Consider the following 13,697-nt stretch of genomic DNA (forward strand, 5'->3'; position numbering starts at 1 on the left):
TCGAGATTCGAGATTCGAGATTGGGGAGTTTTGCTTGTGCCCGATCTTTTCTGTGCGTGCGCGGTCTTCACTCTTGGCCGCATGGCAATTCTTATGGGATCTCGAACCCCGCCTGCCGCAGCAGCCGTGCCAGCGCGATCAGCGGCAGACCGACCAGGGCAGTGGGGTCTTGCGAGCGAATGGCGTCGAACAGGCTGATCCCGAAGCCCTCGCACTTGAAGCTGCCGGCGCAATCCAGCGCCGGCTCGGCGGCCAGGTAGCGGTCGATTTCGGCGGGCATCAGCGGGCGCAGCTGCACCTCGGTCAGGTCCAGCGCGTGCGCAGTGCGGCCAGGGCCGACCAGACTCACTGCCGTATGGAAGCGCACCACGCGGCCGGACATCGCGGTCAGCTGCGCATGCGCCCGCTCCAGCGTGCCTGGTTTGCCCAGGGCCAGGCCGTCCAGGTCGGCGACCTGGTCCGAACCGATCACCCAGGCGTCGGGCGCCTGCACAGCCACCGCTGCTGCCTTTTCGGCAGCCAGCCGGCTGGCCAGCGCGTCCGGGCGCTCCCCAGGCTGCGCCTGCTCGTCGACCTCCGGCCGGGCGGTGCTGAACTCCAGGCGCAGCCGGCCGAGCAGCTCGCGTCGATAGACAGAGGTGGAGGCAAGAATCAGGCGTGGCATCATGGGGCGCTGCACAGGACGGGCAGGGAAGTCTGCCAGCGTTGGCGCCTTGCGAGGCGCGTGAATAGGGGTATTTGACAGGGCGTCGGCGGGTCTTTAACATTCTGCGGCTTATGTCCGCGAACGTACCCGAAATGCTGGATGCTTGGCGGATGGTCGTAGCGCGCAGGCGCTTCGATGGCCGCATCCCGCTCTCTGCGATGACCCGCCTGCAAGGGAGCTTGGTCGATACCGAGGGCGAGTGTGTCTATTCGCTCCAGTTCGATCATGACGACCTGTTGAAGGTCGCCTATGTCGAACTCAGTGTCGATGTCGAGCTTCCGCTGGCCTGCCAGCGCAGCCTGCAGCGTTTTCTGTATCCGGTGCAAATCAGACAGCGTCTTGGTTTGATCCGTGACGAAGCCGACGAAGCTGCGTTGCCGGCCGAGTACGAGGCCTTGCTGGTGCCGGAAGATGGCATGCTGCGGGCCGCGGATCTGGTCGAGGACGAACTGGTGCTGTCGATACCGGTGGTGCCGATGGCGCCGGGTAGCGAAGCCGTCGAGGCCGAGTGGGTTCCGACCCAGGAAGAGCAAGACAAGGCCAGTCCGTTCGCGGCGCTGGCAGCGTTCAAAAAACAGTAACCGCCGCTGTGAAGGGCGGAAAGACAGGTCGGCGCGGGCGTGAAGCGTCCTGTTCGACTCGACAGACAAGTTATCGAACTTAAGTTGGAGCAATCCCATGGCTGTGCAGAAATCCCGAGTTACCCCGTCGCGTCGCGGCCAGCGTCGTTCGCACGATGCCCTGACCGCCAAGCAGCTGTCGACCGATCCGACCAGCGGCGAGATCCATCTGCGCCACCACATCACCGCTGACGGTTACTACCGTGGCAAGAAGGTGATTGCGACCAAGTCGTCGGCCGTCCAAGAAGATTGATTCGTGGCACCCGGCGCGTTCGACGCTGCCGGGTGACCCTCGCTTCTTCCGGAGCCGCCGACCACCGCGGCTCTTGCAACAGGGAACAGTATGAGCAAGCGGATCTATTCCAGGATCGCGGGCACGGGTAGCTATTTGCCCGAAAAGGTGTTGACCAACGACGACATGTCCAAGATCGTCGACACCAGCGATGAATGGATCTTCTCGCGCACTGGTATCCGTGAGCGTCACATCGTCGCCGACGACCAGACCACCAGCGACCTGGCGTATTTCGCCTCGCTGAAGGCGATGGAAGCGGCCGGCGTCACCGCCGACGAGCTCGACCTGATCGTCGTCGGCACCACCACTCCGGACCTGATCTTCCCGTCCACTGCCTGCCTGTTGCAGGCGCGGCTGGGCAATGTCGGGTGTGGCGCGATGGACGTCAACGCCGCCTGCTCGGGCTTTGTCTATGCGCTCAGCGTGGCCGACAAGTTCGTGCGCAGCGGCGATGCCAAGACCGTGCTGGTGGTGGGCGCCGAAACCCTGACCCGCATCGTCGACTGGACCGACCGCACCACCTGCGTGCTGTTCGGCGATGGCGCTGGCGCGGTCGTGCTCAAGGCCGACGAAGACACCGGCATCCTCAGCACCCATCTGCATGCCGATGGCAGCAAGAAAGAGCTGCTGTGGGATCCGGTCGGCGTGTCGGTGGGCTTCGGCGAAGGCAAGAACGGCGGCGGCGCGTTGCTGATGAAGGGCAACGACGTGTTCAAGTACGCGGTCAAGGCGCTGGATTCGGTGGTCGACGAGACCCTGGCCGCCAATGGCTACGACAAACACGACCTGGACTGGCTGATTCCGCACCAGGCCAACCTGCGCATCATCGAAGCCACCGCCAAGCGGCTGGATCTGCCGATGGAGCAGGTGGTCGTCACCGTGGATCGCCACGGCAATACCTCCTCGGCCTCGGTGCCGCTGGCACTGGACGAAGCGGTCCGCTCCGGCCGCGTGCAGCGGGGTCAATTGCTGCTGCTGGAAGCGTTCGGTGGTGGATTTACCTGGGGCTCGGCGCTGCTGCGCTACTGAGTTCCGCAGGCAGCGCCGCGTCCGCCGGCGATGCCTGACAGCGTCAGGGACGGACCCGTTATGGCAGAACCCATCGTCATCGCCGGACAGCGCGTCTGGCTGAAGCAGTACCGCCGCGACAGCCGGGCGGTCTCGCTCGGAGCACTCAACTTCGTCGCCCGCCGCTGGGGCCTGGACGCCTTGCGCCCACCGCCGCACCGTGGTGGCGATGCCGCGCGCGATCTGGAAGCGCGCCGGCTCGGCGAACTGCAGGCGCAGGCGGTGAATGTGCCGCGCGTGGTCGGTTGCGGGCAGGCGGCCCTGGTGCTCAGCGACAACGGCCGTTCCTTTGCCAGCTGCCTGCGCGAGGCCGACGCGCCCGAGCGCGACCGCCTGATCGCGCTGGCGGTAGCGGCCATTGCCGCTGCCCATCGCGATGGCGCGTATTTCGGCCAGCCGCTTCCGCGCAACATGACCTTCGACGGGCAGGCGGTCGGCTTCATCGATTTCGAAGAAGACCCGCTGGAAGTGATGGACCTGGCTCAGGCCCAGGCGCGCGACTGGCTGGTGTTCGGCTACGGCGTGGCCAGGTACTACCGCGGCCGCCGCGAGGTGCTGCAGCGGTTGATGACGGGCGCCTTCGATGCGGCCGGCCCGGCGGTGGCGGCGCATGCGCACGTGGTGACCGGGCGCCTGCAGCGGTTTGCGCAGCTCACCGGTCGCCTGGGGCGCTCGGCCGGGGCGCTGGCGCGCGCCATCCTGGCCATCCACGCGGCGACCTCCCTGGCCGTGGTGCTGGTACTGGTGATGTGCGTGGACTGGCTCGCCGATGGCGAAATGGACTTGCTCAACGCCTTGCTGTAAGTGTGCCGGCGGTCGCGCCGGACGGGCCTTGCATACGCGGCAGTACAGACGCCGGGGCGATTTCGCACGTATCATCCCGGCTCGATTTTTGTAGGCAGCAACGCGTGACCGAATCCACTCTCGCCTTCGTGTTCCCCGGCCAGGGCTCGCAGTCCCTGGGCATGCTGGCCGAACTGTCCGAGCTGCATCCGCAGATCCGCGAAACCTTCGCCGAAGCCTCCGAAGGCGCCGGCGTCGACCTGTGGGCGCTGTCCCAGGGCGGCCCGGAAGAGATGCTCAACCGCACCGAGTACACCCAGCCGGCCTTGCTGGCCGCTGGCGTGGCGGTGTGGCGGCTGTGGAATGCGCAGCGCGGGCAGCGCCCGGCGGTCCTGGCCGGGCACAGCCTGGGCGAATACACCGCGCTGGTCGCTGCCGGCGCGCTGTCGCTGCACGACGGCGCGCACCTGGTGCGGCTGCGCGGCCAGTTCATGCAGGCCGCCGCGCCGGCCGGTGTCGGCGCGATGGCGGCTGTGCTGGGCGCCGAGGATGCGCTGGTGCTGGAGGTCTGTGCCGAGGCGGCCGGCAGCCAGGTGGTGGTGCCGGCCAATTTCAACTCGCCCGGTCAGATCGTGATCGGCGGCGATGCGGCGGCGGTGGATCGCGCGCTGGCCCTGCTGGCCGAGCGCGGCGTGCGCAAGGCGGTCAAACTGGCGGTGAGCGTGCCCTCGCATACCCCGTTGATGCGCGATGCCGCCAACCAGCTCGCCGAAGCGATGGCCGGACTGAGCTGGCACGCGCCGCAGATTCCGGTGGTGCAGAACGTCGATGCGCGCGTGCACACCGGCAGCGATGCGATCCGCCAGGCGCTGGCCGAGCAGCTGTACCTGCCGGTGCAGTGGACCGGCTGCGTGCAGGCGCTGGCCGCCCAGGGCATCACCCGGGTCGCCGAATGCGGCCCCGGCAAGGTGCTGAGCGGGCTGATCAAGCGCATCGACAAGAGCCTGGACGCCCGTCCGCTGGCCACGCCTGGCGATTACGCCGGCGCGCTCGAGGCGTGGACGCACTGATTCGACGCACCTGCCGGCGCTGCCGGCAGCCCTCACCGTTCGCGGCTGCGGTCGCGAGCTCCCCACTCGAGGAACAGCATTCATGAGCAAGCCTCTGCAGGGCGAGATCGCCCTCGTCACCGGTGCCAGTCGCGGCATCGGCGCGGCCATCGCCGATACGCTGGCCGCCCAGGGCGCCACCGTGATCGGCACCGCGACCTCGGCCTCCGGCGCTGCGGCGATCGGCGCGCGCCTGGCTGCCCAGGGCGGCCACGGCCGCGAGCTCAACGTCACCGACGCTGCGGCGGTCGATGGCCTGATCGATGCGATCGGCAAGGAATTCGGCGCGATCTCGATCCTGGTCAACAACGCCGGCATCACCCGCGACAACCTGTTGATGCGGATGAAGGACGACGACTGGCAGGCGATCATCGACACCAACCTGACCAGCGTGTTCCGCACCTCCAAGGCAGTGATGCGCGGCATGATGAAGGCGCGCAAGGGCCGCATCGTCAACATCGCCTCGGTGGTGGGCGTGACCGGCAACCCCGGCCAGACCAACTACGCTGCGGCCAAGGCCGGCATCATCGCGTTCTCCAAGTCGCTGGCCAAGGAAATCGGCTCGCGCGGGGTCACCGTGAATGTGGTGGCGCCCGGCTTCATCGATACCGACATGACCAAGGCGCTGCCCGAGGAGGCCAAGGCCGCCCTGCTGCAGCAGATCGCGCTCGGGCATCTGGGCGCGCCGGACGACATCGCCAACGCGGTGGCATTCCTGGCCGGCCCGAGCGCCGGTTACATCACCGGTGAGACCCTGCACGTCAACGGCGGCATGTACATGCCGTGAGCGTGCGGCGCCGGGAGGCGCTAAGTGGCTGATCGGCCGGGACTTGTGATGCAATGCAAGGCTCGGTCGCTTCCACTACACTATCCAACGCGGCCATCGCAGCCCGATGGCGTTTTTTTCGTACCACCACTACTCCATCTGGAGCGATATCCCCAATGAGCACCATCGAAGAACGCGTCAAGAAAATCGTCGTCGAACAACTCGGCGTCAAGGAAGAGGAAGTCACCACCAGCGCATCGTTCGTCGATGACCTGGGTGCCGACTCGCTGGACACCGTCGAGCTGGTGATGGCGCTGGAAGAAGAGTTCGAGTGCGAGATCCCGGACGAAGAGGCTGAGAAGATCACCTCGGTCCAGCAGGCGATCGACTACGTCAAGGCTCACGTCAAGAGCTGATGCGTTGTTCCTGACGGCGGTGGCGTGCGTCAAGCCGCTGCTGCGTCAGACATTCCATGGGGCCGCTGATGCGGCCCTGTGTTTTTCAAGCGTCATCCGCAAACTGCAAGCACCGTCCGTTCCGTGGTGAGGAGATCTGCAATGAGTCGTCGTGTTGTCGTTACCGGCATGGGCATGGTGTCGCCGCTGGGCAATGATCTGGCCACCAGCTGGGATGGAATCATCCACGGGCGCTCAGGCATCGGCCCGATCACGCAGATCGATGCCTCGCAGTTCACCACCAAGATCGCCGGCGAGATCAAGAATTTCGACCCCACGCTTTTTGTGTCCGCCAAGGACGTCAAGAAGATGGATTCGTTCATCCATTACGGTGTCGGTGCCTCGTTCATGGCGCTAGACGACTCCGGCCTGGAAATCGACGAAAGCAATGCCGAACGCGTTGGCGCCATTCTCGGCTCCGGCATCGGCGGGCTGCTCGGTATCGAAGAGCAGACCATCAAATTCCATGAGGGCGGCGCGCGCAAGATTTCGCCGTTCTATGTGCCCAGCACCATCATCAACATGCTGCCGGGCCAGGTGAGCCTGATCAAGGGCCTGAAAGGCCCGACCTTCTCGGCCGTATCGGCCTGCGCCACCTCCAACCATTCGATCGGCACCGCGATGCGCATGATCCAGCATGGCGACGCCGATGTGATGCTGGCCGGCGGCGCCGAGCGCGGCTCCTCGCCGAGTTCGGTGGGCGGCTTCTGCGCGATGAAGGCCATGTCCACCCGCAACGACGACCCGACCGGCGCCTCGCGTCCGTGGGACAAGCAGCGCGATGGCTTCGTGCTGGGCGACGGTGCCGGCGTGCTGGTGCTGGAAGAGTACGAACACGCCAAGGCGCGTGGCGCACGCATCTATGCAGAACTGGTCGGCTTCGGCGCCAGCTCCGACGCCTTCCACATGACTGCACCCAGCGAAGACGGCGAGGGCGCGGCGCGCAGCATGGCCGCGGCGATGCGTGATGCCAAGCTCAATCCCGAGCAGATCGGCTACCTCAACGCGCACGGCACCTCCACGCCGCTGGGCGATCTGGCCGAAACCCTGGCGATGAAGCGCGCGCTGGGCGACCACGCCTACAAGACCATGGTCAGCTCGACCAAGTCGATGACCGGCCACCTGCTCGGCGCGGCCGGCGGCGTGGAAGCGATCTTCTCGGTGATGGCGCTGCATACCGGCATCATTCCGCCGACCATCAATCTGGAAGAGCCCAGCGAAGGCTGCGACCTGGATTACGTGCCGAACGTGGCGCGCGAGGTGCAGGTGGATGCGGTGATGTCCAACGGCTTCGGCTTTGGCGGCACCAACGGCACGCTGGTGTTCAAGCGCGTCTGACGTCCCGGCGTTGGTGTACCGCGAACAATGCTTCGCGGTACACGCCGCACGCAGGTTACGGCGGTCGGGCAGGGCGCGTGTACGCGGCCGAACGTCGCTCCGCGAGCTGATCCTTCTCTCCATGTGTGCCCTGCCTCTCTCGCAGGGCGGCGCCTCTTAGCACCCCACGCCCAACCGGCCGATGACGCTCACCAGACCCCTGCACGCCGACATCGACCTGCTGGCGCTGCATCGGCTGGCGCCGCAGCGGTATCCGGCACTGCTCGAATCCACCGCCTCCGGCACCGCGCACGGTCGCTGGGATGTGCTGCTGCTTGCAGACGGCGCACGCCTGCGGCTGGATGCCGATGGGCGCACGCGCGACGGCGATGGACGCGTGCTGGACGGCGGCTTTCTGCAGGCATTGGATGCGGCCTGGCAGGCCGAGCGCGTGCCGCACGATGCGACCAGCCCCTGGCCGTTTCGCGGCGGCTGGGCGGTATTGCTGGACTACGAACTGGCCGCGCAGGTCGAACCGATTCTGCAGTTGCCCACGCGCAGCGATGGCCTGCCGAGCGCACTGGCCTTGCGTGCGCCCGCCGCGGTGCTGCGCGACCGGGTACAAGGCCGCTGCATCGCGCTGGCCGAGCCGGGCCGCGAGGATCTGCTGACCCGCATCGTCGAGGACATCGCCGCCTGCGCCGCATTGCCACCATTGCCCGGCTGGGTCGGGCCGCTGGCTGTCGATGAGGACGCGCCGGAGCGCTTCACCGATGCAGTGGAGCGCGTGCTCGATTATCTGCGCGCCGGCGATGTGTTCCAGGCCAATATCTCGCGCGCCTGGCATGCGAGGTTCGCTGCGGCGGTCGATCCGGCGGCGTTGCATGCGCGCCTGCGCGCGGCCAATCCCGCGCCGTTTGCCGGCCTGTTTGTTGCGGCAGGACGCGCGGTGGTGAGTTCCTCGCCGGAGCGGCTGGTGTCGGTGCAGGGCGATGTGGTGCAGACGCGCCCGATCGCCGGTACCCGTGCGCGCTTTGTTGGCGACGACGATGCCGCACGCATCCGCGAGCTGGTCGGCCATCCGAAGGAGCGCGCCGAGCACGTCATGCTGATCGACCTGGAGCGCAACGACCTGGGACGCATCTGCGCGCCCGGCACGGTGGAGGTGGACGAGCTGATGGGCGTGGAAAGCTACGCGCACGTGCACCACATCGTCAGCAATGTACGCGGCCGTCTGCGCGCCGACGTCACTCCGGGCGAGGCGATCGCCGCGGTGTTTCCCGGCGGCACCATCACCGGTTGCCCGAAGGTGCGCTGCATGCAGATTATCGCCGAGCTCGAACGCACCGCGCGGGGCGCCTATACCGGCGCATTCGGCTGGCTCAATCGCGACGGCGACATGGATCTGAATATCCTGATCCGCACCGCCGAGGTGGCCGGGGAGCAGGTGCATTTCCGCACCGGCGCCGGGATCGTGGTGGATTCGGACCCGCAGCGCGAACTGGACGAGACCCGCGCCAAGGCGCGCGGCGTGCTGCGCGCCTTCGACCAGGCATGAGCGCTTCAACGGGACATCACCGGCGCGCGGTATCCTGCGCGGCGCTGGGGCAATGACGAGGTGCGTGTGGCGGTGACTGGCAAACGTGGATGTCTGGCTGTGCTGGGCACGGCCCTGTTGCTCGTGGCGCTGCTGGCGATTGCGGGGCTGGTGGCGTGGCGGCATTACCTGCACTTTGCCGAGACACCGGTGAGCGCGAGCGCGCCCAGCGTGGTGATTGCGCCCGGCGATTCGCTCAAGGCCACGTTGCGCAAATTGCGCGCCGCCGGCGTGGCGCAGGGCACCGATCTGGAATGGCAGTTGCTCGCGCGCCAGGTCGATGCGGCCGGCAAGCTCAAGGTGGGCGAATACGCGCTGGCGCCGGCGCTGTCGCCGCGCGAGCTGCTCGAACGCATGCGCCAGGGCCGGGTGATCCAGTACCGCTTCACCATCGTGGAAGGCTGGAACTTCCGCCAGCTGCGCGCCGCGATCGCCACCGCCACGCCGCTGCAGCAATCCATCGCTGCGCTGGACGATGCGGCGTTGATGGCGCGGCTGGGGTTCGCCAACCAGCACCCGGAAGGGCGCTTCCTGCCGGAAACCTATCTCTACCAGCGCGGCGACAGCGATCTGGACGTGCTCAAGCGTGCCCACCTGGCCATGGACAAGGCGCTGGCGCAGGCCTGGGAGCAGCGTGCGCCGGATCTGCCGCTCGGCTCGCCGGAACAGGCCTTGATCCTGGCCTCGATCATCGAAAAGGAAACCGCGCTGGGCTCGGAGCGCCCGTTGATTGCCGGCGTGTTCCTGCGCCGCCTGCAGTTGGGCATGAAGCTGCAGACCGACCCCACCGTGATCTACGGCATCGGCAGCAGTTACGACGGCAATATCCGCCGCCGCGATCTGACCACCGATACGCCGTACAACACCTACACGCGTACCGGCCTGACCCCGACGCCGATCGCCATGCCCGGCCGTGAGGCCTTGCTGGCGGCGGTGCGTCCGGCGCCGGGGAACGCCCTGTACTTCGTGGCGGTCGGCGATGGCACCGGCGCGCATGCGTTCTCGGCCACCCTGGCCGAACACAATGCCGCGGTGGCGCGTTACCTGCAGCGCCGTCGCCTGCCGCAACCGGAGTCCACTCCATGACCACTGCGTTTTCACCCTGGCAGCAGCGCGCCTACGACCAGGCGCTGGCGGCACTGGACGCCGGCCGGCTCGGGCACGGCCTGCTGATCTGCGGGCCGGATGGTCTGGGCAAGCGTGCGGTGGCGCTGGCGCTGGCCGAGCATGTGCTGGCCAGTTCGCCGGACCCGGCGCTGGCGCAGCGCAGCCGGCAGCTGATCGCGGCCGGAACCCACCCGGACCTGCAGCTGATCTCGTTCATTCCCAACCGCACCGGCGACAAGCTGCGCACCGAGATCGTGATCGAGCAGGTACGCGAAATTTCGCAAAAGCTCTCGCTGACCCCGCAATACGGCATTGCCCAGATCGTGATCGTCGACCCGGCCGATGCGATCAATCGCGCCGCCTGCAACGCCTTGCTCAAGACGCTGGAAGAACCCTCGCCGGGGCGCTACCTGTGGTTGATCAGCGCGCAGCCGGCGCGCCTGCCGGCGACCATCCGCAGCCGCTGCCAGCGTCTGGAATTCAAGCTGCCGCCCGCGCACGAGGCGCTGGCCTGGCTGCTGTCGCAAGGTGTCGACGAACGGGCTGCACAGGAAGCGCTGGATGCCGCACGCGGTCATCCGGGGCTTGCGGCGCAGTGGCTGCGCGAGGACGGCCTGGCGGTGCGCCGTGCGGTGGCGCAGGACCTGGAGCAGATCGCCGCCGGGCGCGCCAGCGCAGTGGATATCGCGCAGCGCTGGACCAACGACGGCCAGGCCGACCAACGTCTGCGCCACGCGGCAGACCTTGCGCTGGCACAGGCATCGGCCGGCTTGACCGATCCATCGCGGTTGCACAAGCTGGCGACCTGGTTCGACGCTGCCAATCGCACCCGCGACCTGCTGCGCACCACCGTCCGCGCCGATCTGGCGGTGACGGAATTGTTGCTGGCCTGGCGCGAGGGAGAGCGTCCGGCACGTTCTAGGGGAACTCGATGAGTGCAATGAATGCACGCCAGGGCATTTTGTCGCTGGCGTTGAAGGACAAGCCGGCGCTCTACAGCGCCTACATGCCGTTCGTGAAAGGCGGCGGCATCTTCGTACCCACGCCCAAGCGCTACATGCTCGGCGACGAAGTCTTCCTGCTGCTGACCCTGCCGGACTCCAGCGAACGCCTGCCGGTGGCCGGCAAGGTGGTCTGGACCACCCCGGCCGGCGCGCAGGGCAACCGCGCCGCCGGCATCGGCGTACAGTTCCCGGATGGCCCGGAAGGCGAGGGCGTGCGCAACAAGATCGAGATGTTGCTGGCGGGCCTGACGACCTCGGACAAGCCGACGCATACGATGTGAGGCAGTGTGCGGGTGCGCGTGATCGCCGTCGTGTTGGACGCGGGGCATCGAAGCTGCGCGTCGGGCGTTTGAACGGCGCCGAATCGAACGCCGCGTCATCGCTGCCAGCTAGCGCGGATGCCGCGCCCGGTCACCGGAACGCGGCGTTTTCGACCGCATCATCATCGCAGTGGATGAACCTGTTGACGATCGCCGCAGCTGCCCTATAATGTGCGGCTCGCGTCATCGGGCGGTTAGCTCAGCGGTAGAGCATTGCCTTCACACGGCAAGGGTCACAAGTTCGAACCTTGTACCGCCCACCATCGAAACCCAGCAACAGCAAGGGTTTCAGCGCGAGAAGAAGAGCCGGCCATGGGCCGGCTTTTTTGTTGTCCTGCAGTGTCCTGCAAAGCCTGGGCACCTGGCTCGGTTGAAGTGCTGGTATGGACGTGGCCGATGCCGTCGAATCGTCGTTGTCGCCGACATCCGTGCGAGTCGAGTGCATGGCCTGTTGATTCAGTGATTTGTTCAAGTCGCTGACAGCCGTGTTCATCCGGTTGTGCCTGCTTGTTGCAGGCTCGGGAACGAATCGCCATCCTGCAATCCCCCGCGTTGAAGAAGGAGTGGCGATGAAGGCGCTGCTTGGAAGTGCTCTGGTTGCAATGATGCTGCTGGCGGGCTGTGCCCGTGACGTGGGCGAGCAGTACGTGGGCAAGTGGGTCAACATGAAGTCGGAGAAGAACGTGCTCAGCATCGAGCACAACGGCGAGAGCTTCATCATTCGCGACACCACGCCGGAGCTGCTGGGCGGTGGCGTCAAGACCAGGAATCATCCGGCGATCTTGAACAAGGGCGTGCTGCAGGTATCCAACGCCGATGGCACGGTCAACTACGCGATCGACCAGGCGACCGGGCACCTGAGCACGGGCGATACCGAATACACACGGGTCAAGTGATCGCTGCGCGCTCGCCCGCAGCTGCATCTCAAGCAGGCGATGCCGACGCGTGCGCCTGCATCCAGCGCCACAACGTCGTGCGCGAGACGCCGAGCGCCTGGGCGGCGAGGGCGCGATTGCCGTTTGCGCGATCGAGCGCTGCGCGGACCGCTGCGGCAGTGAGTTGCATGCGCGAGGTTGCAAGATCGCTGTGTTCGGGGGGCGCCACGTTGCCGTCAATGCGCATGTCGAACAACTCGGGTGCCCAGCGTTGCAATTGATCCAGGTCCAGGCTGTCGTGCGGTTGGGCCTTCCAATGGATGCACAGGCGTTCGACCAGGTTGCGTAGTTCGCGCACGTTGCCCGGCCAGGTGTGCTGTTGCAGCCGCTGCAGCGCTGCTGGAGACAATGGCGACGGCAGCGCGCCGAGTTGCTGGAAGTAATGTGCCAGCAACAAGGCGATCTCGTGGGGGCGATGACGTAGCGGCGGCAGGGCGATGCGTAACGCCGCCAGGCGATAAAAAAGGTCGCGGCGGAAGCGCCCCTGTTCGACCAGGGCCTGCAATGGCTGCAGGCTGGCGGCGATGACGCGTACGTCGACGGCGACCGGCAGTGTGGCGCCGACACGCAGCACTTCGCGCTCTTCCAGCACGCGCAACAGGCGTGTCTGCAGCGGCATCGGCAGTTCGCCGATCTCGTCGAGAAACAGCGTGCCGTCCTGCGCGGCTTCGATCAGGCCGACATGGCCGCCGCGGCGTGCGCCGGTAAAGGCGCCGTCGCTGTAGCCGAACAATTCCGCTTCCAGCAGCGATTCGCTGATGGCGCCGCAGTTGATGGCGACGAAACGGCCGCGTCGTCGGCTGCCGGCATGCAACTGGCGCGCGACCAGTTCCTTGCCGGTGCCGGTCTCGCCGCTGATCAATATGGTGCCCGGATGCGGGGCGTACAGCTGCACCAGCTCGCGCACATGCGCGATTGCGGCGTCTTCGCCAAGTAATGCGTCGGTGCGCCGCACCCGGCGCGTGCCGGTGCGGCTGCCGCCGCGCTCGTTACCGGGGGCGGTACCCAGCGCGATGGCGTGTTCGAGCGCCAGGCGGACCGAATCTGCCGAATACAGCAGCACGCCGGGCAGACCGGCCTGCTCGGCGAAATCGATCGCCATGCCGGTGCCGACGATGACCTGGATGCCGCTGGCGCGCAGGTCGGCAATGCAGTCGCGCGCGTCTTCGGCGGTGACGAAGCGGCGGTGCTCGATGTCGAGGTCGAAGCTGTCCTGGAAGGCGCGGAACGAGGGAACGTCGGTGGCATGGGTGACCACGCCAATGCGCGGTGCGATGCGGCGTGCGCGCGCCAGCGCTTCCATCAGATCGAACCCGGTGGCCTGGATCGGCGCCAGTGGCAGTGCGAGCCGGCTACGCAGATAGGCGGCATTGGAGCCACCGGCGACCAGTACGTCGCAGCGCTCGCGGCGCAGGCGCTGGCCGATGACCTCCACCGCCTCGGCAAAACCGAGGTTGACCTGCTCGATGCGCGCGCGCTGGTCGAACTCGGGGATGACGTCGGCCAGCAGGCCGGTCAGGCGAGAGACGCTGACGGTCCAGATGACCGGTGGAGAGGGCTCCATCGGCTCGGTAAACCTGGGGCTGCGCATCGTTGGTGCCACGTTGCAAGGATGTTG

General features: G+C 67.0%; 15 protein-coding genes and 1 tRNA gene. 14 read left to right on the forward strand and 2 right to left on the reverse strand.

Going from position 1 to position 13,697, the window contains the following annotated elements:
• Window positions 1–91: 91 nt before the first annotated feature.
• A complete protein-coding gene (locus ACCQ04_RS05425; RefSeq protein ID WP_226426731.1) occupies window positions 92–667 on the reverse strand; it encodes a Maf family protein in 576 nt (191 codons plus the stop codon).
• A gap of 110 nt (window positions 668–777) precedes the next feature.
• On the opposite strand from ACCQ04_RS05425, the gene ACCQ04_RS05430 reads away from it, so the two are divergent.
• The 14 genes from ACCQ04_RS05430 (at window position 778) to ACCQ04_RS05495 (ending at window position 12,040) form a co-directional block, all read left to right on the forward strand.
• Entirely contained in the window at window positions 778–1,287 is a 510-nt protein-coding gene (locus tag ACCQ04_RS05430) for a YceD family protein (RefSeq protein WP_046341941.1), read from the forward strand.
• Window positions 1,288–1,384: 97 nt separating this feature from the next.
• Complete coding sequence (gene rpmF, locus ACCQ04_RS05435) at window positions 1,385–1,579, forward strand: 50S ribosomal protein L32 (protein WP_003483870.1); 195 nt, start codon at window positions 1,385–1,387, stop codon at window positions 1,577–1,579.
• Window positions 1,580–1,669: 90 nt separating this feature from the next.
• Window positions 1,670–2,647 carry a beta-ketoacyl-ACP synthase III gene (locus ACCQ04_RS05440; protein ID WP_024938452.1) on the forward strand — a complete coding sequence of 326 codons (978 nt, stop codon included), beginning with the start codon at window positions 1,670–1,672 and terminating at the stop codon, window positions 2,645–2,647.
• A 60-nt stretch (window positions 2,648–2,707) separates the two neighbouring features.
• Complete coding sequence (locus tag ACCQ04_RS05445) at window positions 2,708–3,490, forward strand: BUD32 family EKC/KEOPS complex subunit (RefSeq protein ID WP_226426730.1); 783 nt, start codon at window positions 2,708–2,710, stop codon at window positions 3,488–3,490.
• Window positions 3,491–3,594: 104 nt separating this feature from the next.
• Window positions 3,595–4,539 (forward strand): ACP S-malonyltransferase, encoded by a 945-nt coding sequence (gene fabD, locus ACCQ04_RS05450; protein ID WP_039523903.1) that lies wholly within the window; start codon window positions 3,595–3,597, stop codon window positions 4,537–4,539.
• An 82-nt stretch (window positions 4,540–4,621) separates the two neighbouring features.
• The gene (gene fabG / locus ACCQ04_RS05455) at window positions 4,622–5,365 is read left to right on the forward strand and encodes a 3-oxoacyl-ACP reductase FabG (RefSeq protein ID WP_226426729.1); all 744 of its coding nucleotides are present in this window, start codon (window positions 4,622–4,624) and stop codon (window positions 5,363–5,365) included.
• Between the two features lie 155 nt (window positions 5,366–5,520).
• The gene (acpP, locus tag ACCQ04_RS05460) at window positions 5,521–5,760 is read left to right on the forward strand and encodes an acyl carrier protein (RefSeq protein ID WP_002814322.1); all 240 of its coding nucleotides are present in this window, start codon (window positions 5,521–5,523) and stop codon (window positions 5,758–5,760) included.
• Window positions 5,761–5,901: 141 nt separating this feature from the next.
• Window positions 5,902–7,137 (forward strand): beta-ketoacyl-ACP synthase II, encoded by a 1,236-nt coding sequence (gene fabF / locus ACCQ04_RS05465; RefSeq protein WP_024938455.1) that lies wholly within the window; start codon window positions 5,902–5,904, stop codon window positions 7,135–7,137.
• 181 nt (window positions 7,138–7,318) lie between these two features.
• Window positions 7,319–8,674, forward strand: coding sequence for an aminodeoxychorismate synthase component I (locus tag ACCQ04_RS05470; protein WP_226426728.1), 1,356 nt, complete (start codon window positions 7,319–7,321; stop codon window positions 8,672–8,674).
• A 60-nt stretch (window positions 8,675–8,734) separates the two neighbouring features.
• Window positions 8,735–9,799 carry an endolytic transglycosylase MltG gene (mltG, locus tag ACCQ04_RS05475; RefSeq protein ID WP_154831558.1) on the forward strand — a complete coding sequence of 355 codons (1,065 nt, stop codon included), beginning with the start codon at window positions 8,735–8,737 and terminating at the stop codon, window positions 9,797–9,799.
• Window positions 9,796–10,755, forward strand: coding sequence for a DNA polymerase III subunit delta' (locus ACCQ04_RS05480; protein ID WP_226426727.1), 960 nt, complete (start codon window positions 9,796–9,798; stop codon window positions 10,753–10,755). The genes mltG and ACCQ04_RS05480 overlap by 4 nt, the downstream gene beginning before the upstream one ends.
• Entirely contained in the window at window positions 10,752–11,105 is a 354-nt protein-coding gene (locus ACCQ04_RS05485) for a PilZ domain-containing protein (protein WP_024938459.1), read from the forward strand. Before ACCQ04_RS05480 ends, ACCQ04_RS05485 begins: the two co-directional genes overlap by 4 nt.
• A 227-nt stretch (window positions 11,106–11,332) precedes the next feature.
• A tRNA-Val gene (locus ACCQ04_RS05490) sits at window positions 11,333–11,407 on the forward strand.
• A gap of 306 nt (window positions 11,408–11,713) precedes the next feature.
• Window positions 11,714–12,040 (forward strand): hypothetical protein, encoded by a 327-nt coding sequence (locus ACCQ04_RS05495; protein ID WP_039523911.1) that lies wholly within the window; start codon window positions 11,714–11,716, stop codon window positions 12,038–12,040.
• A 28-nt stretch (window positions 12,041–12,068) separates the two neighbouring features.
• Here ACCQ04_RS05495 and prpR read toward each other — a convergent pair whose 3' ends face one another.
• On the reverse strand, window positions 12,069–13,670 hold the full coding sequence (gene prpR / locus ACCQ04_RS05500; protein WP_226426726.1) for a propionate catabolism operon regulatory protein PrpR: 1,602 nt from the start codon (window positions 13,668–13,670) through the stop codon (window positions 12,069–12,071).
• Window positions 13,671–13,697: the final 27 nt, after the last annotated feature.

It is taken from the genome of Xanthomonas sp. NCPPB 2866 (assembly GCF_041475745.2).
In the GTDB taxonomy this organism is placed as follows: domain Bacteria; phylum Pseudomonadota; class Gammaproteobacteria; order Xanthomonadales; family Xanthomonadaceae; genus Xanthomonas; species Xanthomonas arboricola.